This is a genomic window from Achromobacter sp. NCFB-sbj8-Ac1-l (assembly GCF_052695805.1).
Genome location: NZ_CP199812.1, coordinates 2,338,747 through 2,358,387 on the forward strand (window position 1 = coordinate 2,338,747; position 19,641 = coordinate 2,358,387).

Annotated in this window: 18 protein-coding genes; 6 read left to right on the forward strand and 12 right to left on the reverse strand. The window is 68.9% G+C overall.

Going from position 1 to position 19,641, the window contains the following annotated elements:
* Positions 1-56 precede the first annotated feature (56 nt).
* From ACUDP5_RS10770 to ACUDP5_RS10780, 3 genes are all read right to left on the reverse strand, one after another.
* Positions 57-854, reverse strand: a complete 798-nt coding sequence (locus ACUDP5_RS10770) for an enoyl-CoA hydratase/isomerase family protein (RefSeq protein ID WP_175217900.1) — start codon at positions 852-854, stop codon at positions 57-59.
* Between the two features lie 36 nt (positions 855-890).
* Positions 891-2,111: a CoA transferase gene (locus tag ACUDP5_RS10775; protein WP_263911808.1), complete on the reverse strand. Its 1,221-nt coding sequence runs from the start codon at positions 2,109-2,111 to the stop codon at positions 891-893.
* A gap of 253 nt (positions 2,112-2,364) precedes the next feature.
* Positions 2,365-3,108, reverse strand: coding sequence for an SDR family oxidoreductase (locus ACUDP5_RS10780; RefSeq protein WP_445658736.1), 744 nt, complete (start codon positions 3,106-3,108; stop codon positions 2,365-2,367).
* 112 nt (positions 3,109-3,220) lie between these two features.
* On the opposite strand from ACUDP5_RS10780, the gene ACUDP5_RS10785 reads away from it, so the two are divergent.
* Complete coding sequence (locus ACUDP5_RS10785; protein ID WP_445658737.1) at positions 3,221-4,132, forward strand: LysR family transcriptional regulator; 912 nt, start codon at positions 3,221-3,223, stop codon at positions 4,130-4,132.
* Here ACUDP5_RS10785 and ACUDP5_RS10790 read toward each other — a convergent pair.
* A complete protein-coding gene (locus ACUDP5_RS10790; protein WP_445658738.1) occupies positions 4,111-5,505 on the reverse strand; it encodes a GntP family permease in 1,395 nt (464 codons plus the stop codon). The genes ACUDP5_RS10785 and ACUDP5_RS10790 overlap by 22 nt on opposite strands.
* A gap of 109 nt (positions 5,506-5,614) precedes the next feature.
* Entirely contained in the window at positions 5,615-7,708 is a 2,094-nt protein-coding gene (locus tag ACUDP5_RS10795) for a TonB-dependent siderophore receptor (protein WP_445658739.1), read from the reverse strand.
* 225 nt (positions 7,709-7,933) lie between these two features.
* On the opposite strand from ACUDP5_RS10795, the gene ACUDP5_RS10800 reads away from it, so the two are divergent.
* Positions 7,934-8,692 (forward strand): AraC family transcriptional regulator, encoded by a 759-nt coding sequence (locus ACUDP5_RS10800; protein WP_263911817.1) that lies wholly within the window; start codon positions 7,934-7,936, stop codon positions 8,690-8,692.
* Positions 8,693-8,742: 50 nt separating this feature from the next.
* Here ACUDP5_RS10800 and ACUDP5_RS10805 read toward each other — a convergent pair whose 3' ends face one another.
* From ACUDP5_RS10805 to tetR, 3 genes are all read right to left on the reverse strand, one after another.
* The gene (locus tag ACUDP5_RS10805; RefSeq protein ID WP_445658740.1) at positions 8,743-9,552 is read right to left on the reverse strand and encodes an aminoglycoside phosphotransferase family protein; all 810 of its coding nucleotides are present in this window, start codon (positions 9,550-9,552) and stop codon (positions 8,743-8,745) included.
* 57 nt (positions 9,553-9,609) lie between these two features.
* Positions 9,610-10,059 carry an NUDIX hydrolase gene (locus ACUDP5_RS10810; protein WP_445658741.1) on the reverse strand — a complete coding sequence of 150 codons (450 nt, stop codon included), beginning with the start codon at positions 10,057-10,059 and terminating at the stop codon, positions 9,610-9,612.
* Between the two features lie 86 nt (positions 10,060-10,145).
* Positions 10,146-10,739, reverse strand: coding sequence for a tetracycline resistance transcriptional repressor TetR (gene tetR / locus ACUDP5_RS10815; protein ID WP_445658742.1), 594 nt, complete (start codon positions 10,737-10,739; stop codon positions 10,146-10,148).
* 150 nt (positions 10,740-10,889) lie between these two features.
* Between tetR and ACUDP5_RS10820 the strand changes: the two genes are divergently transcribed.
* The 4 genes from ACUDP5_RS10820 (at position 10,890) to ACUDP5_RS10835 (ending at position 14,669) form a co-directional block, all read left to right on the forward strand.
* Positions 10,890-11,756 carry a LysR family transcriptional regulator gene (locus ACUDP5_RS10820; protein ID WP_445658743.1) on the forward strand — a complete coding sequence of 289 codons (867 nt, stop codon included), beginning with the start codon at positions 10,890-10,892 and terminating at the stop codon, positions 11,754-11,756.
* 153 nt (positions 11,757-11,909) lie between these two features.
* Complete coding sequence (locus tag ACUDP5_RS10825) at positions 11,910-12,695, forward strand: aldolase (RefSeq protein WP_263911824.1); 786 nt, start codon at positions 11,910-11,912, stop codon at positions 12,693-12,695.
* A gap of 41 nt (positions 12,696-12,736) precedes the next feature.
* Positions 12,737-14,062 carry an MHS family MFS transporter gene (locus ACUDP5_RS10830; protein ID WP_263911826.1) on the forward strand — a complete coding sequence of 442 codons (1,326 nt, stop codon included), beginning with the start codon at positions 12,737-12,739 and terminating at the stop codon, positions 14,060-14,062.
* Between the two features lie 7 nt (positions 14,063-14,069).
* Positions 14,070-14,669 carry a 2-hydroxychromene-2-carboxylate isomerase gene (locus ACUDP5_RS10835; protein WP_263911828.1) on the forward strand — a complete coding sequence of 200 codons (600 nt, stop codon included), beginning with the start codon at positions 14,070-14,072 and terminating at the stop codon, positions 14,667-14,669.
* 86 nt (positions 14,670-14,755) lie between these two features.
* On the opposite strand, the gene ACUDP5_RS10840 is transcribed toward ACUDP5_RS10835, so the two are convergent.
* The 4 genes from ACUDP5_RS10840 to ACUDP5_RS10855 form a co-directional block, all read right to left on the reverse strand.
* The gene (locus tag ACUDP5_RS10840; protein ID WP_445659151.1) at positions 14,756-16,039 is read right to left on the reverse strand and encodes an ABC transporter substrate-binding protein; all 1,284 of its coding nucleotides are present in this window, start codon (positions 16,037-16,039) and stop codon (positions 14,756-14,758) included.
* Between the two features lie 100 nt (positions 16,040-16,139).
* On the reverse strand, positions 16,140-16,883 hold the full coding sequence (locus ACUDP5_RS10845) for a GntR family transcriptional regulator (RefSeq protein ID WP_025140991.1): 744 nt from the start codon (positions 16,881-16,883) through the stop codon (positions 16,140-16,142).
* A 12-nt stretch (positions 16,884-16,895) separates the two neighbouring features.
* Complete coding sequence (locus ACUDP5_RS10850; RefSeq protein WP_445658744.1) at positions 16,896-18,593, reverse strand: AMP-binding protein; 1,698 nt, start codon at positions 18,591-18,593, stop codon at positions 16,896-16,898.
* Positions 18,594-18,596: 3 nt separating this feature from the next.
* Entirely contained in the window at positions 18,597-19,631 is a 1,035-nt protein-coding gene (locus ACUDP5_RS10855; RefSeq protein ID WP_445658745.1) for a cyclase family protein, read from the reverse strand.
* Positions 19,632-19,641: the final 10 nt, after the last annotated feature.

Sequence of the window (19,641 nt, forward strand, 5' to 3'; positions counted from 1 at the left end):
CGCTCGTACGGCGCCACCGCAATGGCTGTTATGCGCCCCGTTCCGGGGGCGCGCCGCTAGCGGCCCTGGAATACCGGCGCGCGTTTTTCCAGGAAGGCGCGGCGCGCCTCCATCGCGTCTTCGGTCTTGGCGATGGCCGCCGTCATGTCCTGCTCGTAGCGGTAGCCGTCGCGCAGGCTCATGTCCTCGATGGCGTTGAGCGTCTGCTTGGCCAGCATGGTCGCCAGCGGGCTCTTGGACGCCAGCTCGCGCGCCAGTTCCAGCGCGCGTGGCATCAGGGCCTCGGCCGGCAGCGCTTCCTCGACCACGCCCAGCCGGTACAGCTCGTTGCCGTCCACCCGCAGCCCGGTCAGCATCATGCGCCGCAGCCGCGAATGGCCGAACAGCCGCATGCCATGGCGCCCGCCGCCCAGCAGCCCGACGTTGATCTCCGGCAGGCCCACCACCGCGTCGGACGCCGCCAGCAGGATGTCGCACGAGGCCACGATGGCCAAGCCCGCGCCCAGCGCCGCGCCGTTGATGGCGCCCACCACCGGCTTGGCGCATTCGCGGATGGCATGGAAACACTCGCGCGTTCGGCGCGAATGCTGCGGCAGGTCGCCCGGCCCCTTGATGGTGGCGGCGCGGTTCTTCAGGTCGGCGCCGGCGCAGAAGGTCTTGCCTTGGCCCGACAGCACCACCGCGCGCACCTCGGGCGTCTCGGAAATGCGGTCCAGCACCCACGCAAGCTCGTTCATCATTTCAGTGCTGAGCGCGTTGACGGGGGGATTGGCCAGCAGGATGGTGGCGACGCCGCCGTCCAGGCTGACGTCCAGCGCGGTGTAGGGCCCGGCCAGGTTTTCCGGCATGGTCATGGTGTGTCTCCTTGTTGTCGGGTCGGTCGAGGCCGGTCAGATGATCTTGCGGTCGCGGTAGTCCTGGATCTGCGCCGCGCTCAGCCCCAGTTCGGCCAGCACCTCGTCGGTGTGCTGGCCCAGCAGCGCCGGCGCGCGGTCCACCCGCAGCTGCGACTGCCCGAAGCGCAGCGGGTTCATCACCTGCGGCACCTCGCCGGCGACGGGGTGGGGCAGGCGCCGCAGCATGCCGCGGTGCTGCACCTGCGGGTCGTCGAACACCTCGGGCACCGTGTTGATCGAGCCGGCGGGCACCCCGGCTCGCTTGAGCAGGTCCAGCCAATGGGCGCGTGGCTCACGGATGAAAATGGCGTCCAGCAGCGGGTCGAGCGTGTCCAGGTTCTTCACGCGCTGGCTGTTGCTGACGTAGCGCGGATCGTGCGCCAGGGCGGGTTGGCCCAGCGCCTCGCACAGGGTGGCGAACTGCCCGTCGTTGCCCACCACGATGACGATGTCGCCATCGGCGCAGGCAAAGGTGCGCTGCGGCTGGATGTTCGGGTGCGCCGTGCCGGTGCGGCGCGGCACGCGCCCGCCCAGCAGGAAGTTCATGGCCTGGTTGGCCAACAGGCCCACCTGCACGTCCAGCATGGCCACGTCGATGTACTCGCCCTGGCCGGTCTGCGAGCGCCGCAGCAAGGCGGCCACGATGCCCAGCGCGGCATACACGCCGGTGGTCAGGTCCACGATCGGCACCCCCACCTTCTGCGGCCCGCCGCCCGGCTTGTCATCGCGTTCGCCGGTCACGCTCATCAGCCCGCCCATGGCCTGGATCAGGAAATCGTAGGCCGGCTCGGCCGCGCGCGGCCCGGTCTGGCCGAACCCCGTCACCGAGCAGTACACCAGGCGCGGGTTGATCGCCGACAGCGATGCGTAGTCCAGCCCCAGCCGCGCCAGCGTACCGACCTTGTAGTTCTCCAGCACCACGTCGGCGTCGCGACACAGCTGCTTGACCAGCGCCTGGCCTTCGGCGGTCTGCAGGTCCAGCGTGATGGAACGCTTGCCCCGGTTGGTGGCCACGAAGTAGGCGCCGTCCGCCGTGTCGCGGCCCTGCTCGTCCTTCAGGAAGGGCGGCCCCCAGGACCGAGTGTCGTCGCCCAGGCCGGGCCGCTCGACCTTGATGACGTCAGCGCCCAGGTCCGCCAGGATCTGGCTGGCCCAGGGGCCGGCCAGCACGCGGCTCAGGTCGAGCACTTTCAGGTTGGATAACAGCGGTTGCAACGGACCTCTCCTTGACTGCGATGATTTGCAGCCAGTCTAGGAGTTGGTGCGCGCCTGGGGATGGGCCTGGGGGCGCAAAGCTGTTATGCGGTTTGCGGCGTGATTCACCGCCGGCCGCGCCGGCCCCGGCTGCCGGCGGGCAGGCCGTCGCAGCGCACATACGCCGTCCCGCGTGCCGTGTCGCCGGGCGTGCCGGCGCCGGTGATGAGGATGACGGATGGCATGAGGGAGGTTCCGGGAAGGGGCCGTTGAATCAGGCAATCCCGCCGTTGGCGCGCAGCACCTGGCCGTTGATCCAGCCGCCGTCCTGGCTGGCCAGGAAGGCGACGACGCCGGAGATGTCTTCGGGTTCGCCCAGGCGTTCCAGGGGCGGCATCTTGGCGAAGTGCTCGATCAGCTCGGGACTCTTGCCTTTCTTGAAGAGGTCGGTGGCGACGGGCCCGGGAGCGACGGCGTTGACGGTGATGCGGCGGCCGCGCAGTTCCTTGGCGAACACGCGGGTGAAGCCTTCGACGGCGGCCTTGCTGGCGATGTAGATGCCATAGGTGGGCATGTTCAGCGCCACGGTGGTGCTGGACACGTTGATGACGGCACCGCCGTCGGCCAGGCGGGCGCCGGCTTCGCGCAGGGTGTTGAAGGTGCCGCGGGTGTTGATGTCGAAGGTCTGGTCGTACTGCTCGTCGGTGGTGTCGGCCAGCGTCTGCAGCTTGAGCACGCCGGCATTGTTGACCAGGACGTCGATGCGGCCCAGTTCGGCTTGGACGTGATCGAACATGGCGCGCACGTCGGCGCTCTTGGATACGTCGGCCCGCACGGTGCTGGCGCGGCCGCCGGCCTGGCGGATTTCGGTGGCCAGGGCGTCGGCTTCGGTGGCGCTGGACGCATAGTTGATGGCGACGGCAAAGCCGTCGGCGGCCAGGCGGCGCACGATGGCGGCGCCGATGCCGCGGGATCCGCCGGTGACCAGGGCAACGCGTTGGGGGGCTTGGGGGTTCATGTAAGGCTCCGCAGGTGAGGGGGTGAGACGAATCATCGACTATTCCAAACGAAAGATAATTACCCTGATTTTGCTAACATAATTTCATTTACTTTAATAATCGGGGCCGGGTATGGATCGCTTTCAGGAAATGCAGGTGTTCGTGCGCATTGCCGAGCGGCGCAGTTTTTCCCAGGCCTCGGAAGACCTGCAGATTCCCCGCGCCACGGTGACCAACCTGATCAAGCGCATGGAAAGGCGGCTGGGGGCGCGGCTGCTGGAACGCACCACCCGCCAGGTACGGCTGACGCACGACGGCGAGGCCTATTACCGCCGCTGCGTGCGCCTGCTGGCCGACCTGGAAGAGGCGGACGGGGCCTTTCTGAACACGGCGCCCAAGGGGCTGTTGCGGGTGAATGTGCAGGGCACGCTGGCGCGGGTGTTCGTGGTGCCGGCGCTGCCGGCTTTCCTGGCGCGCTACCCGGACATCGTGCTGCACCTGGGCGAAGATGACCGCCTGGTGGACCTGGTGCGCGAAGGGGTGGATTGCGTGCTGCGCGCGGGCACCTTGCAGGATTCGTCGCTGGTGGGACGGCAGATTGCCCTGATGCCGCAGGTGACGGTGGCCAGTCCCGCCTATCTGGCGCGCCATGGCGAACCGCGCAGCCTGGACGATCTGGAAGGCCACCAGGCGGTGGATTACCTGTCATCGGCCACGGGGCGCAGCCTGCCGCTGGATTTCATGGTGGATGGGCGCAATGTACTGGTGCGCCCGGCGTCGGTGGTCAGCGTGACGGGCGCCGAGCTTTATGCCAGCGCGGCGCTGGCCGGCCTGGGGCTGGCGCAGGTGCCGCGCTACCGCGTGGCCGATGAACTGGCCAGCGGGCGGCTGAAGGTGGTGCTGCCCGAGCTGCCGCCCGCGCCGATGCCGGTGTCGGTGCTGTCCCCGCAGAACCGCCAGGTGTCGGCGCGGGTGCGGGTGTTCAGCCAGTGGCTGGCCGAGATTTTCGGCCAGGCGTTTGGTCAGACGATGCCGGTCAGGTAGTACACCGCAATCACCAGGAAGACGGACAGCGTCGAGATCAAGGTGATGGCGAAGATGTCGCCGTACGACTGGCGGTGGGTCAGGCCGGTGACGGCCAGCAGGGTGATGACGGCGCCGTTGTGGGGCAGGGTGTCCATGCCGCCGCTGGCCATGGCGGCGACGCGGTGCAGCACCTCCATGGGGATGCCGGCGGCGTGGGCGCTGTCGATGAAGGTTTGCGCCATGGCCGCCAGGGCGATGCTCATGCCGCCCGAGGCCGACCCGGTGATGCCCGCCAGCGACGTGACCGCCACGGCTTCGCCCACCAGCGGGTCGGGAATGGCCTTGAGCGCACTGGCCACCATCAAAAAGCCGGGCAGCGCGGCGATGACGCCGCCAAAGCCGTATTCGGCGGCGGTGTTCATGGACGCCAGCAGGGCGCCCGACACAGCGCTTTTGCTGCCTTCGGCGAAATGCGCCTTGATGCTGGCAAACGAGAAAAGCAGGATGGTGACGATGCCGGCGATCAGCGCGCCCATCACCGCCCACAGCGCGACCTGGTCGTCGGCGTTGACGGGCATGGGCTGGGGCAGGCCGGGCAGGTCGACCTGCGAACCGGCGGGGTACCAGCCGGGAATCCAGCGCGTCAGCAGGTAGTTGGCCACGCCCACGACCACCAGCGGCAGCAGGGCGATCAGCGGGTGATGCTCGCGGCCGCCGGCCGGGGTGTCGGGCTCGTTGCGCAGATCGGTGCCGTAGGTTTCACCGGCGGCCGCGGCGCGCTTGCGGCGCCATTCCAGGTAGCTGATGCCGGCCGTCAGCGTGAAGAGTGCGCCGATCAGCCCCAGCCAGGGCGCGGCCCAGGTGGTGGTCTCGAAGAACGTGGTGGGGATGATGTTCTGGATCTGCGGCGTGCCGGGCAGCGCCGTCATGGTGAAGGTGAACGCGCCCAGCGCGATGGCGCCGGGCATCAGCCGCTTGGGGATGCCGCCCTGGCGGAACATCTCGGCCGCGAAGGGGTACACGGCGAACACCACGACGAACAGCGATACGCCGCCGTAGGTCAGCACGGCGCAGACCAGCACGATGGCCATGATGGCGCGCTCGGCGCCGATCAGGCGCAGCACGGCCTGCACGATGGCGCGCGAAAAGCCCGACAGTTCGATCAGCTTGCCGAACACGGCGCCCAGCAGGAAGACGGGGAAGTAGAGCTTGGCGAAGCCCGCCATGCGCTCCATGAAGATGCCCGAGAACACGGGCGCCAGCGCCGACGGGTCGGTCAACAGCACCGCGCCCATGGCTCCGATGGGCGCGCACAGAATCACGCTGTAGCCTCGATACGCCGCCAGCATCAGGAATGCCAACGCCGCCACCACGATAAACAATCCGGTCATCCGGTACTCCTGGAATGAGAGGTCAAGGGGTGTGGAGCTACACCTTAACAAATCGATCCCGGCAGCCGTTTGACGGCGGGCAGGCCCGCGCCGCGGCGGGCCTGGGCGCTCAGTAGGTGGCGCGCAGCGTCAGCATCACGTTGCGAGGTTCGCCATAGATGCCGTAGTAGCTGGACGGCACGCGGGCGTAGTAGCTGCGGTCAAAGACGTTGTTCAGCGTCAGCGAGGCGTCCAGGTTGCGGTTGATCTTGTAGCCGACCTGCGCGTCGACGACGGCGTAGCCGCCTTGCCACGAGACGTTGTTGCGGCTGGTGCGGCTTTGCGTGCGCACCCCGCCGCCCACGCGCCAGCCCGGCAGCACGTCGGGGGTGAAGCGGTAGGTGGTCCAGACCTTGAACAGGTGCTTGGGCGTTTCGGGGTTGACGATCTGGCCTTCCTGCGTGGGGTCCGACAGGTAGCGGGTCTGCAGGTAGGTGTAGCCGGCGTACAGGTCCCAGTTGGGCAGCAGGCGGCCGGTGATTTCGGCTTCCACCCCCTGGCTCTGGGCTTCGCCCTGGGCCAGGTAGCGGCCGGGGTTGGCATCGTCCGCCACGGCGCGGTTCTTGTCGCGGATGCGGAACAGCGCCAGCGAGGCGTTGGCGGCGCCGTCCAGGAATTCGCCTTTCAGGCCGACTTCGTACTGCTTGCCGGTGCGCGGCTTGAGCGGCTTGCCGTCGGCCGTCATCTGCCAGGCTTCCGAGAACGCGTAGACGTCCGAATAGCTGGCATAGGCGGACAGCCACGAATTCAGCTGCGCCACCGCGCCGTAGTAGGGCACGAACTTGCGCACCTCGGGGTCGCGCCGGGTGTCGCCCGGCGTGGGCAGCACCGCCTGCGTGGCATTGCGATACCAGCTCTGGCGCCCGCCCACGATCAGCGTCAGCGGGTCGGCGACGTTCAGGCTCAACTGGCCGTAGATGCCCATCTGGCTGGACGTGGACTTGTTGCCCGAGGTGTAGGGCAGGTCCGGGTGGGGCACGTCGATGTCGTAGATCGACACGTTGGTGTAGTTGGCGCCGCCCGAGCGGCTGTCCTGGTTACGCTCGGCATAGTTGGCGCCGATCATGGCCTGATGGGTGCGGCCGAAGAGTTCGAACGGACCCGTGGCATGGGTGTCCATGCCCAGCCAGCGGATCTGGTCTTTCTGCACTTGCAGGCGGTAGCCGGCGCGGTCGTTGGCGGGGTTGACCGGGCCGTTGACGTAGCCGTAGCGGCTGTCCAGGTCGGTCGAGCGGTAGTTCATGGAGACCTGGCCGGTCCAGCCATTGGCAAAGCGGTGGCTCAGTTCGGTATAGATTTCGGACAAGGTGGTGTCGCCGCGTGCCCAGTCGGTGCCGTAGAAGCCCTTGCGCGGCGAATCGACGAACTTGCCGTTCGAGTAGATCGACAGGCCGTAGTCGAACGGCGCCATGCGCTGGCGCTGGTAGGCGGCGGACAGGGTCAGCGTGGTGTTGGCCGTCAGGTCGAATTCCAGCGCGCCGTAGACCAGGCCCTGGCGGGTGTTGGCCTTGTCGAAGAAATAATCGCGGTCCTGTGCGGCGAAACCGGCGCGGGCGCGCACGCGGCCGTCCTCGGTGATCGGGCCGGTGGCATCCAGCTCGGTGCGATAGTTGTTCCAGGATCCCGCCATGACCGCGCCGGTCAGGCTGAAGGCGTCCTGCGGGCGCTTGCGCACCAGGTTGACGGTGCCGGCGGGGCTGCCAAAGCCTTGCAGCAGGCCGGCCGGGCCGCGCAGCACTTCCACGCGGTCGTACAGGGCCAGGTCGAACTGCGGCAGGTATTGCAGGGCGCCGTTGGCCGGGATGCCGTCGAACTGCACGTCGGCCTCGTAGCCGCGCGCGGTGAAATAGGCGGTGCCGTCGCCGTAGGTCATGGCGCTGACGCCGGTGGTCTGGCGCAGGGCATCTTCCACGGTGACCATGTTCTGGTCGTCCATGCGCTGGCGCGTCACGATCGACACCGAATTGGGAATGTTGCGCACGTCGGCGCCGGTCTTGCTGACGGTGGCCTTGTTGGCGGTGTAGGACGGCACGCCTTCGGTCTGGCCGGGGTCCGACATCCTGTCAGCCGAACCGGTGACGCGCACCGGGCTCAGTTGCGGCACGGCGTCGTCGGCGCGGGCCAGGGCGGGCAGGCACGCCTGGGCCAGCAGGGCGGCGGCCACGGTCAGGCGCAGGCGGCGGGTTGCGGGTTGGGGGAAGGCAGCGGGGCGTGGGCCAAAAGCGACAGGGAGGCGTGCGGCGGGGGTCATTTTCTTTTGAAAACAATGGGAATCATTTGCATTAATGATAAAAAGCAAGTTCCCCGAACGCCGGACAGAAAATGTCGAAAAACGGACATAACTGTCTGCCTGCGCGTCGTTTGATCCATTGCTATCGAAAAACCGTCAATGCGAGAGTTTCCCGTCGAGGCGCCACCCGTGGTGGCACGCTCGTTTCACTATGAAGACGGCCAGCGCCAGGAGCCGCATTCGCACGAACGCATCCAGCTGATGTATTCGCCCACCGGCATCATGCGCGTCATGACCGAAGACGGCGCCTGGCTGCTGGCGCCGATGCGCGCGCTGTGGATTCCGCCGGGCGTGGCCCACGAGGTGCGCATGGTGGGCCAGGTCACCATGCGTTCGGCCTTCATCGCGCCGGACGCGGCGCCCTGGCTCTGGAAAGACACCTGCGCGCTGGACGTGGCGCCGCTGATGCGCGAACTGATCCTGGCGCTGAACCAGCCGGTCGCGCGTCACGGCCCGGTGCAGCGCCTGAGCGCCGAACTGCTGCTCAACCTGCTGGCCGGCACCGAGCGCCAGCACCGCCAGCTGCCGCTGCCGTTCGATCGCCGCCTGCGCAAGGTCTGCGCCGCCGTGCTGCAAACGCCGGGCAATGACGACACGCTGGAACAGTGGGGCGAGCGCATGGGGGCCAGCGCCCGCACGCTGGCACGCCGCATGAAGGACGAGACGGGCATGACGTTTCACCACTGGCGTTTGCAGGTGCGCATCGACGAAGGCATCTGCAGGCTGTTGCAGGGCCAGTCGGTGGTGAGCGTGGCGCGCGCGCTGGGCTATGCCAGCGCCAGCGCGTTCGTGTATATGTTCCGCAATCTGATGGGGGTGTCGCCCACGCGCTATCTGGAGCAGATTGCGCCGACGTAGCGGGGGGATTGGAACTAGGCTGGCTGGCCGATCTTCGTGGCGCGAACCCGCTAGCCTTCCAGCAGCGCCAGCGCTTGCGCGGCGATGTTCAGGTCGATGGCCGCATCGTCGCCGTCGCCCAGGAACCACGCGGCCGACAGGCCGCACCAGGCCACCACCCATTGCAGCAGGCGGCGGCGGTCCAGGCCCGATTCGTCGACCATGATGTCCAGGCGCCGCTCGAAGCAGCCCGGCACGATGGCGACCGCCGGGTTCGGGTCGGCCAGGTCTGGGTTGCAGAACACGTTGGCGTAGTCGAACCCGCGTTCGCCATAGAGCCGCTTGGGGTCGATGACCAGCCAGCCGCGCTCGCCGAAATCCAGGATGTTGTCGTGATGCACGTCGCCGTGCAACACGACCTGGTCTTGCGGATCGTCGAGCAGCGCGCGGGCGTGGCGGGCACTGTGGGCCAGAAGGCCGCCACGCGCCTGCGCCATCGGCCACAGCTCGACGAACCATTCGCGCAGGGGCCGCAGCGGCGGCAGCGGCTTGGCGCGCGGCGCGTGCAGATCGCGCAGCACGCCGCAGATGATGCGGGTGGCGTCGTCGTCGCGCCCGGTGCGGGCATAGGCGGCCAGCGAACGCGCGCCGGTGGCGCGTTCGAGCAGGATGGCGTCCGCGTCATGCGCCAGCACCCGGGCCGCGCCCTGGCCGTCCCACCAGGTCATCAGCACACCGCCCTGGCGCTCGTCTTCCTCGACCGACACCTTCAGCATGGCGGGCACGCCGGCCTGGCGTACCGGCAGCAGCCGCGCGGCGGGCGTGGTGATGGGCGCGCCGTCGGGCACGAGGTTCCAGCGGGACAGGTAGGGGTCGAACATGGGCGTGGATCGCTTGTTTGGCAGTAGGACGGGAAGGCCAGGATGGGGGCGCCGGCGCTAGCGCGCCTTGCCGGCCTGGGCCATCAGCGCCGCGGCCTTGTGCGCAATCGCCGCCACGCCGAAGCTGGTCGCCAGCGCCTGGCCGTCCAGGTCGGCCAGCGGCACCCAGCGCGCATCCTGCGCGTCGTCGCCGGCCACGGGTTCGCCGGACTGCCATTGGCACAGCACCGCAATCAGGATGTAGTGCCGGCGCAGCGCGCCGCGGTCGTCGTGGTCGAACACGTCGACGGCATCGAACACCCTCAACGGCTTGGCGCGCACGCCGCATTCTTCGAACAGCTCGCGCGCGGCCGCGTCTTCCAGGCGTTCGCCGGCATCGATCTTGCCGCCGGGAAAAGCCCAGCGATGCTGGTCGGGCGGGTTGGCGCGCTGCACCAGCAGCACGTGGCCGTCGCGGATGACGGCGGCGATGGTGGCGGCGATGGGGCGTTGGGGGGAGGGTTGCATGGGAACTCCAGAATGCGTGGGGCGCGGGGGCGGCGACGGGCGGGTCGTTGGGGGGGGGGCAGCCCGGGCAGGATCGTCGGGCAGGCCTAGCCCGGCGCCAGCCCGTCCAGCATCATCGCCAGGCCGAATTCGAAGGTGGCGTCGGGGCCTTGCTTGTCCAGCGCCTTCATGGCGCGGGCCAGGGCCGGCGGCGGGCTGGGCGGTTGGGCGCGATCGGGCGCGGCGGCGTCAAAGGCCTGCTGCTCCATCACCGAACCCACCACGTAGTGGCCGATCACCTGCAGCGCATTGGCCGCGCGCAGCGGTGTGAAGCCGGCATCACACAACAGGTTCAGCTGGGCTTGCACGCGTTCGTACTGCGGTTCGGCGGGCCGGGTGCCGGCGTGAATGCGGGCGCCGTCGCGATGGGCCAGCAGTGCGCGGCGAAAGCTGCGCGCGTTGGCCAGCAGGAATTCCTTCCAGGGGCCGCCGGGCGTCGGCATGGCTTGCATGTGGTCGCGCAGCATGACCTCGGCCAGCGCGTCCAGCAGCGCCTGCTTGCTCTTGAAATGCCAATACAGCGCCGGCTGTTGCACCCCCAGGCGCTCGGCCAGCTTGCGGGTGGTGAGGCCGTCCACGCCCACCTCGTCCAGCAGTTCCAGCGCGCTGGCGATGACGGCGTCACGTTGCAATTTGGCCATGCGGGGCTCCTTGTCGAGTCCGACAATTTATCACCGATCAATGGAAATCCCGATAGTGGCGCCGCGTGCCTTGGGGCACACTGTCAGCCGCGCCGTCTCGAGCGCAATCGATAAAGACGAGGCTTGCCGCAGGGCCTCGCAGGGGAAAGCATGGACCGCCAACTACGTTATTTCTTGCGGATCGCGGAATTGAAGTCGCTGTCGCGCGCGGCCGAAGACCTGGACCAGACGCAATCGGGCCTGAGCCGCCAGCTGGCCGCGCTGGAAGCGCACGTGGGCAAGCCGCTGTTCGTGCGCACGGGCCGCGGGGTCGAGCTGACCGAAGCCGGCACGCGCCTGCTGGACGGCATCGTGCCCGCCTATCGCAGCATCGACCAGACGCTGGAGGCCGTGCGCCAGCGCGAAGGCGTGACGCAGGGCTCGGTGCGGCTGGCCACGGTGCATACGCTCAGCTACTACTTCATGGCCGAGGTCGTGGCGCAGTTCGTCAGCAGCCGCGAGCACGTCAACCTGTCGGTCATGGGCCGCAGCTCGCCCGAGGTGGTGGCGCTGGTGGAAAGCGGCAAGGCCGACATCGGCTTTGTCTATGACGCCGCGGTGGCCTCCGATGCGCTGGCGTCCACGCCGCTGTTCGACGACGACATGTGCCTGATCGTGCGGCGTGGCGTGGACGTGGCCGACAGCGTCGACCTGGGCGCCATGGCCCTGCGGCTGGTGGGTTTTCCGCCGCACTATGCGCTGCGCAAGATGATCCACAGCGCCGGCCTGCAACCGGAATTCGTGGCCGAAGCCGAGACCATCGACGCCATGCTCAAGCTGGTGTCGTCGGGGGTGGGAGCCTGTATCCTGCCGTCGCGCATTCCCGAAAAACTGCTGGCCGACTATGAATTGCGCAAGGTGGCCATTGCCAGCCCGGTGCTGCGCCGCCGGGTGGTGGCCATCACCCTGGCCCAGCGCGAACCGCTGCCGCTGGTGGGTGAACTGCTGGGCTGCGCGCGCCGCATCGCGCGGGGGTAGGGTGGCGGGGGCAGATCCTGCCGCTGGCCGGCCCTCGACGGCCGCCGAATACCTGCTATGACCCACGCTGCATGGCTTGATGCCGCCAAGGTTTCCATACTGCTTCCCATGGCGCGGGGTCCGTCCGCGCCGTCCGCCATGACAGGAGACAGCATGGACAACGCCTTGCGCGAAAAAGCCTATTTCGACACCCGCGCCACCCAAGAGATGGCGCAGCACCTGCGCGCCGTGCCGCGCACCCCCCAGGAGACCATGGCCTACGCCTGCCGCATCCTGGCGATGACCGAGCAGGAAGCCGGCCTGGCCGGCCAGATCAGCGTGCGGTCCGAGCGCCCGGGCGCCTACTGGACGCTGCGCTTCGGCCTGGGGTTCGACGAGGCCACCCCCGCCGACTTCATCGAGGTCGACCGCGACCTGAATACGCTGACCGGCGATGGCATGGCCAATCCGGCCACGCGCTTTCACCTGTGGGTGTACGAGGCCCGGCCCGACGTGCGCTCGATCATCCACACGCATTCGCCGTGGGCCTCGGCGCTGGCGGCGGCGCGCCAGCCGCTGGTGATCTCGCAGATGGACATGACGCCGCTGCACGACGACTGCGCGTTCCTGGGCGAGTGGCCCGGGGTGCCCATCGCCGACCAGGAAGGCGTGATCATCTCGGCCGCGCTGGGCGCCAAGCGCGCCATCATCCTGGCGCACCACGGCTACCTGACGGCGGGCGCCAGCTGTGAGGAAGCGACCTATCTGTCGGTCTACCTGGAACGTGCCGCGCGCATGCAGATCCGGGCGCAGGCCTTCGGCCCGCTGACGCCGGTGGACGACGCCTTGGCGCGCGAAGCGCACGACTATCTGCTCAAACCGTCCATCGTGCGCGCCACGTTCGACTACTGGTGCCGCCAGACGCACGGCATTGCGCCGTTGCCGCTGCCCGGCCGTTAAGCGCTGTTTTCCATACGAACATTTCAAGGGGAGTCACGAAGATGACGTCCAAGACACCACGCGCGCGCTCACGCCGCGACTACGTCACGGCCGGCCTGGCCAGCATGATGGGCACTACCATCGAGTGGTACGACTTTTTCCTGTACGGCACGGCCGCCGCGCTGATCTTCAACAAGATCTTCTTTCCATCGTTCGACCCGCTGACGGGCACGCTGGCGGCCTTTGCCACCTATTCGGTGGGCTTTTTCGCGCGGCCGCTGGGCGGCGTCATCTTTGGCCATTACGGCGACAGGATCGGGCGCAAGTCCATGCTGCTGATCACGCTGCTGCTGATGGGCGTGCCCACCATCCTGATCGGGCTGATTCCCTCGTACGAGCAGATCGGCTACTGGGCCGCGGTGCTGCTGGTGCTGATGCGTTTCCTGCAGGGCATCGCGGTGGGCGGCGAGTGGGGCGGGGCGGTGCTGATGGCCGTCGAGCATGCGCCCGAAGGCAAGAAGGGCTTTTTCGGCAGCCTGCCGCAGGCGGGCGTGGCGCCGGGGCTGATCCTGTCGTCGCTGGCGATGGGGGCGGTGGCCGCGCTGCCCGAAGCCGACATGCTGGCCTGGGGCTGGCGCCTGCCGTTCCTGGCCAGCGTGGTGCTGTTGCTGGTGGGCTGGTTCATCCGCGTCAAGGTGGCCGAGTCGCCGGACTTCGAGCAGATGCGCGAGCAGGGCGCCAAGGTGGAAGTGCCGGTGGCCGTGGTGCTCAAGCACCACCGGCGCGCTTTGCTGACGGTGGTGGGCGCCCGGCTGGCCGAAGTGACCTGGTTCTACACGGTGGTGACGTTTTCGCTGGCCTATGCCACGGGCACGCTGGGCATTGCACGTTCCGTGATGCTGGACGCCACCATCTGGGGGGCGGCGCTGGCGCTGTTCACCATGCCGTTGTTCGGCGTGCTGGGCGACAAGATCGGCCACAAGTGGGTCTTCATGGCGGGCGCCGTGGGCATCCTGGCCTGCGCGCCGCTGTTCTTCCAGCTGCTGGCCACGGGCCAGACCGCCTGGATCATCACGGCGGTATGCCTGGCGGTGGGATTGGTCTACGCTTGCCTGTACGGCCCGGAGGGCACGCTGTTTTCCAGCCAGTTCCCGGCCGAGGTGCGCTACACGGGCATTTCGCTGGCGGTGCAGGTGTCGGGCGCCATCGGCGGGGGCCTGGCGCCCATCGTCGCGACCTGGCTGCTGGCCAAGGCGGGCGGCGATCCGAAGTACGTGGTGGCCTACCTGAGCGTGCTGGGGGTCATCGCCGTGTTCAGCGCCTGGCGCATGCGTGGCGATACGCCGGCGCGGCTGGCGCGGGCCGTTCCGGCCGGCGTGCGAACCTGAGGACGACATGAAGACGATCGACTATTACTTCTGGATGAATTCCGACTGGGCCTACCTGGGCGCCGACCGGCTCGAAGCCCTGGCCGCGCGTCACCAGGCGCGCATCCGCTACCTGCCGGTGGACCTGCCCGACGTGTATTCGCGCACCGGCGGCGTGCTGCTGGGGCAGCGTTCGCCTGAACGCCAGGCCTACCGCGTGGCCGAACTGGCGCGCTGGTGCCGCAGGCTGGGCATTGCCGTCAACCCCAAGCCGGCGTTCATGTGCCCGGACGCGGGGCTGGCCTCGCGCATCGTCATCGCGGCGGATCGCGCCGGGTTGCCGGTGGCGGCGCTGTACAAGGCCATCCTGAAGGCCGAATGGTGTGATGAGCAGGACATTTCGTCGCCGGCCACGCTGCATGCGATCGTCGTGCAGCAGGGGCTGGATGCCGACGCGCTGCTGGCCGCGGCCGAGCGGCCCGACGCCGGGCAGATCTACCGCCAGCATACCGATGCCGCGGTGGCGGCGGGCGTGTTCGGCTCGCCGTCGTACGTGTATCGCGGCGAGCTGTTCTGGGGGCAGGACCGGCTGGACATGCTGGAAGAGGCGGTGGCCGCGCCGGCATGACGCGCTGCCTGATCGGGCCGGCCAGGCGTGACGCGCTGCGGTCCGGCCCGGCCCGCGCGACCGCGCGGACCGGGCCAACGCGCCGGCTACTTCGCCGCCGCCTTCACCAGCGGGCAGGTGGACTTGGACAGCGGCATGAAGGCCTCGTCGCCCGGCACCGTGGCCACCAGCTTGTAGTAGTCCCAGGGCCGTTTGGATTCAGACGGCTTTTTCACTTCGAACAGGTACATGTCGTGCACCATGCGGCCGTCTTCGCGGATGCGGCCGTTGGTGGCGAAGAAGTCGTTGATGGGCATGGCCTTCATCTGCTTCATCACGGCGTCCGGCGCGTCCGTGCCGGCGGCCTGCACCGCCTTCAGGTAGTGCATCACTGACGAATAAGTGCCGGCCTGGCTCATGTTGGGCATCTTCTTGAGCTTGTCGTAATAGCGCTGCGACCAGGCGCGGGTCTGGTCGTTCATGTCCCAGTAGAAGGCCTCGGTCAGCATCAGGCCGCTGGCCGCGTCCAGGCCGATGGCATGGATGTCGTTGATGTACAGCAGCAGGCCGGCCATCTTCTGGCCGCCCTGGGTCAGGCCGAATTCGCTGGCCGCCTTGATGGCGTTGACCGTGTCGCCGCCCGCGTTGGCCAGGCCCACCACCTGGGCGCGGCTGGACTGCGCCTGCAACAGGTACGAGGCAAAGTCGCTGGACCCCAGCGGATGCCGCGCGGCGCCCAGCACGGTGCCGCCGCGGGCCTTGACCACTTCGGTGGCCGAGGCCTGCAGCGTATGGCCGAAGGCGTAGTCCGCCGTCAGGAAGTACCAGCTCTTGCCGCCCCGGTCGACGATGGCGCGGGCCGTGGTGTTGGCCAGCGACCAGGTGTCGTAGGTGTAGTGCACCGAATACGGCGAGCACAGGTCGTTGGTGATGCGTTCGGTGCCGGGGCCGCTGAAGACCACGATCTTCTTTTTCTCGCGCGCCACTTCCAGCACCGCCAGCGCCGGTGCCGAGCCGGCCACGTCCAACACGGCGTCGACCTTCTGCGTGTCGTACCACTCGCGGGCGCGGGCCGCGGCGATGTCGGCCTTGTTCTGGTGGTCAGCCACCAGCAGGTCGATCTTCTTGCCCAGCACCGTGCCGCCGAAGTCGTCGATGGCCATCTGCGCGGCGGTGGCGCTGCCCTTGCCGGTCACGTCGGCGTAGACGCCGCCCATGTCCAGGATCAGGCCCAGCCGGACGATGTCGTCCGAGATGGCGGGGGCGGACGGGGCCTGGGCGGCAGTCGGTCCGGCCCAGGCCAGGGCCGCGGCCAGCAGGGCCGCTGAAGGGGCAAGCCGCGCCAACAGGCGGCGCGGCGGGGTGCTGCGTTGCTGCGAAATCCGGGGCATCGGGATCATGGTTGTCTCCATTTATGGTTATGCCGGATACGTGCGGGGGGCTGGCAGGCGCTTGGGCTAAGCCGCGCCTTTTTGAATGGGGGGCGCGCGGCTAGCGCTGCGTCAGCAGGTCGAACTCCATGCGGACCTTGCGGAACGGAAACTCCAGCCGCGCGAAATACACCACGCGGCCGTCGATACAGGCGTAGCGGCGCAGTTCGGCGACGGGGGACGACACGGGAATCTGCAGCGATTCCGCCGATTCCTGGCCCGCCTCGATCACGTTCAGGACCTGGCGCGCCTCGCTGATGCGGGCGCCGTAGAACTGGTCCAGCACCGGTGCCACGGTGCTTTTCTGGATGCGGGCGCGGTGCTTGCGAAACAGGCTGCTTTCCAGGAACACCTCGCTGTAGCAGAAGGGCCCGGCGTCGGTGGTATGCACGCGCCGCAGGTACTGGAAGCGGCCACCGCGGTCGGCCTCGCACGGCATGCCCAGGGTGTCCGGCAGCGGCGAATCGGCGCTGGATTCCACCAGCGACACGGTGCCCAGCTGGTTGCTCAGTTCCACGGTTTCGGCCCAGGTCTTGGGAATCAGCAGCGTGGGGGTTTCGGGCAGCGCGGCATTGACGAAGGTGCCCGACCCGCGCGAACGCCGGATCAGGCCGTCCTGTTCGAGCAGGCCGAACGCCTGGCGGATGGTGGCCCGCGAAATGCCGTAGGTGTCCATCAGCGATTCCAGCGGCGGAATCTGCTGGCCGGGCCGCCAGGTGCGGTTCTGGATGTGGCTGCGAAATAGCGCGGCCGCCTGCAGGTACAGGGGCTGGGGACTGTGCGAGAAAAGCTTGCGCGCGGGCATGGGTCGGCGGAATCAAGGGGAAAGAGGGGCGGCGAGCAGGGCATCGGCCATGTCGCGCAATCGGTGTTTCTGGATTTTCACCGAATTGGCGCTTTCCACCGACGGAAAGGCGTCCAGGGCGGTAAAGCCCACGGGCACCTTGAAGCCGGCCATTGCCTGCTTGCAGGCGGCAGTCCAGCCGGCCGCATCGGCCGCCGCGCCGGGGTGCAGCAGCACGAAGGCGTAGGGCACGGTCTTGCCGTCGCGGCTGGCGCCGACCACCTGGCAGGCGCGCACGCCCGGCAGCGTTTCCACGACCTGTTCGATTTCCACCGGGTTCACCAGAAAGCCCGACAGCCGCAGCGAGTCGCCCATGCGGGTCTGGAACACGAACTGGCGCGGATTCAGCGTGTAGCCCAGGTCGCCCGTCTTGAAGTAGCCGTCTTCGGTCGCGGCGCGGGCCGTGGCGGCGGGATTGTCCAGGTAGCCCTGCATCAGGCTGGGCGACAGGATTTCCAGTTCGCCCGATTCGCCGTGCGGCAGCACCTTGCCGCTGGCCGGGTCGCGTGCCCGCACCCGGGCGTCGGGGTTGACCAGCGTGCCCCCGGGCTGGTGGCGGGCCGACACGTCGCCGTCGGCGGCCTCACGCGGCTGGCCGGCCACCAGGGCGATCAGTTCGCTGGAGCCGTACAGGCCGGTCAAGGGCACGCCGGCCTCGCGGGCCAGGTCCAGCATGTGGTCCAGCGCGGGGGTGAAGCTGGCAAAGCCGAACAGCCGCGCCGAGGCGAAGCCGCCGGGCGCGGCGGCGCGCATCATGGCGACCAGCGCCTCGTTGTTGGCATAGGTATGCGTGACCTGGTGGCGCTGTACCGCGGCAGCGGATTCGGCGGCATCGAATACCGGTGCGCACACCACCGGCGCGCCTTGCGCCAGGCCGCCCACCAGGGTGGCAAAGCCGAAGGCGCCGCAGAACGGCGCGCTGGCCAGGATGCAGGTGCGGGCGTCGTAGCCGAAGGCGCGGGCCACCGCCGCGCCGTGGCGCAGCAGCGTCGTCTGGTCGTGCAGCACGAACTTGGGCTGCGAGGTGGTGCCGGACGTGGTGAAGCACAGCACGCCGGCATTGGGTTGGGCGGGCGGCGGGGTGTCGGGGCAGGCCAGGAGTTCGGCGTAGGCGTGGCGGGGCCGGCCGTCCAGGGGCGCCTGGTTGGATGCGTCGTCCGGCCCGGCGTCCTCGGCCACCGCCACCACGCCGCGCAGGCGGGCCAGGTGCTCGGGCGCGACGTCGTTCAGGATGCCCTGGAAGTCGATGCCCTTGAAGCCCGGCCAGAACACCAGCCAGTCGGCGCGGCCGCGGCCCAGGATGTCGGCCACTTCCAGCGCGCGAAAGCGTGTGTTCACCGCCAGCACCAGCGCCCCCAGGTGGGCGGCGGCCAGGAAGGTCTCGACCCAGGCGGCGCAATTGGGCAGCCAGACCGCCACGCGGTCGCCGGGCCGCACGCCGGCGCGCGCCAGGCCGGCGGCCAGGGCGCGGCTGCGGGCGAGCAGTTGCGCGTGGCTGACGGGCCGGTCGCGGTCGATCAGCGCGGGGGCATCGGGCTGGCGCGCGGCCAGGGCGTCCAGGTGCTGCGAAAACGTGGCGGAGAGCGGGGGCAGGCGCGGCGCGGCGGGTGTGACGATGGACTTGGCGGCGGACGGGGCTGTGAACGGGGCCGGGGCAACAGGCTGCGTCATGGCTTACACCGTGGCGATGGGAGTGACGGGCGAACCGACGGCGCCGGGCATGCGTAGCGGCGGCGCGGTCAAGAGAAAGCGGTTGCGGCCCTGCGTATGCAGCCAGTCGGCCAGCGCCTTCAGGTACCACAGCTCGGCCAGCGGCACGCCCAGCTTGAACAGGCAGTGATGGTGCAGCGGCAGGATCGAATGGCCGGGCCCCGAGGTACGCGCCGGATAGGCTTCCACCGCGTAGTTGTCGGCGCAGATGGCCGCCACGCCGCTGTCGGTGATCCAGCCCAGCAGCGCCGGGTCGGCGCCGTCCAGCACCGCGCCGGTCTGCTCCAGCCGGTGCGGGTCGGGCTGGCCGTTCATTTCCACCAGCGTCTCGGCAAAGCCGGTGCGCAGCACCAGCATGTCGCCCGGTTCGACCACCACCTGCTGTTCGCGCATCGCCGCCTGCAGCTGGGTGTGGCCGATGAGCGTACGGCCGGGGCCGAAGGCGCGCGCCAGGTCGACCAGCACGCCGCGGCCCTGCATGCCTTTTTCGGCGTAGCGGTGGATGCCGAGCTTGCGCGCATACGAACCGCCGGGCGGGCAGCAGTCGCCCGGGGCGGCATCGTCGCCGCCGAACACGTCCACGCCGGCCGCGTAGCCGTTGTAGTAGACGCGGCGGGCCTCGCCATCGCCCTGGATGTCGAACTGCGCGCCGACGTGGCACAGGCCGTCCCATTGGGTCGAATACTGCATGCTGAGCGTGACCTGGTCGTCCGACAGCACATCCACGGCCTCGGGCTGCAGACGCGACATGGCGAAGTTCAGGTAGGGCGCGCCGTCGCGGAAGGTGGGCTTGAGCACCGGTGGGTGGCGGCGCGGGTTCAGCACGTTGCCGCCGGGCAGGTCCAGCGGCAGCGACAGGCAGAACACCTTGCCCGTGCGGACCTCGCGCACGGCTTGCAGCACCTTTTCCTCGGTCAGGAGGTTCAGCCGGCCGATCTCGTCGTCGGGGCCGAAATCGCCCCAGGTGGAACCTTCGGGCCGTTGCGTCCAGCGTTTCATGGGCATGTCT

What these genes read in the sequence shown, in the direction of transcription:
- ACUDP5_RS10770 (WP_175217900.1), bottom strand. Translation starts at nt 854, where the DNA reads ATGACCATGCCGGAAAACCTGGCCGGGCCCTACACCGCGCTGGACGTC.
- ACUDP5_RS10780 (WP_445658736.1), bottom strand. Translation starts at nt 3,108, where the DNA reads ATGAACCCCCAAGCCCCCCAACGCGTTGCCCTGGTCACCGGCGGATCC.
- ACUDP5_RS10785 (WP_445658737.1), top strand. Translation starts at nt 3,221, where the DNA reads ATGGATCGCTTTCAGGAAATGCAGGTGTTCGTGCGCATTGCCGAGCGG.
- ACUDP5_RS10790 (WP_445658738.1), bottom strand. Translation starts at nt 5,505, where the DNA reads ATGACCGGATTGTTTATCGTGGTGGCGGCGTTGGCATTCCTGATGCTG.
- ACUDP5_RS10800 (WP_263911817.1), top strand. Translation starts at nt 7,934, where the DNA reads ATGCGAGAGTTTCCCGTCGAGGCGCCACCCGTGGTGGCACGCTCGTTT.
- ACUDP5_RS10805 (WP_445658740.1), bottom strand. Translation starts at nt 9,552, where the DNA reads ATGTTCGACCCCTACCTGTCCCGCTGGAACCTCGTGCCCGACGGCGCG.
- ACUDP5_RS10810 (WP_445658741.1), bottom strand. Translation starts at nt 10,059, where the DNA reads ATGCAACCCTCCCCCCAACGCCCCATCGCCGCCACCATCGCCGCCGTC.
- tetR (WP_445658742.1), bottom strand. Translation starts at nt 10,739, where the DNA reads ATGGCCAAATTGCAACGTGACGCCGTCATCGCCAGCGCGCTGGAACTG.
- ACUDP5_RS10820 (WP_445658743.1), top strand. Translation starts at nt 10,890, where the DNA reads ATGGACCGCCAACTACGTTATTTCTTGCGGATCGCGGAATTGAAGTCG.
- ACUDP5_RS10825 (WP_263911824.1), top strand. Translation starts at nt 11,910, where the DNA reads ATGGACAACGCCTTGCGCGAAAAAGCCTATTTCGACACCCGCGCCACC.
- ACUDP5_RS10830 (WP_263911826.1), top strand. Translation starts at nt 12,737, where the DNA reads ATGACGTCCAAGACACCACGCGCGCGCTCACGCCGCGACTACGTCACG.
- ACUDP5_RS10835 (WP_263911828.1), top strand. Translation starts at nt 14,070, where the DNA reads ATGAAGACGATCGACTATTACTTCTGGATGAATTCCGACTGGGCCTAC.
- ACUDP5_RS10840 (WP_445659151.1), bottom strand. Translation starts at nt 16,039, where the DNA reads ATGCCCCGGATTTCGCAGCAACGCAGCACCCCGCCGCGCCGCCTGTTG.
- ACUDP5_RS10845 (WP_025140991.1), bottom strand. Translation starts at nt 16,883, where the DNA reads ATGCCCGCGCGCAAGCTTTTCTCGCACAGTCCCCAGCCCCTGTACCTG.
- ACUDP5_RS10850 (WP_445658744.1), bottom strand. Translation starts at nt 18,593, where the DNA reads ATGACGCAGCCTGTTGCCCCGGCCCCGTTCACAGCCCCGTCCGCCGCC.
- ACUDP5_RS10855 (WP_445658745.1), bottom strand. Translation starts at nt 19,631, where the DNA reads ATGAAACGCTGGACGCAACGGCCCGAAGGTTCCACCTGGGGCGATTTC.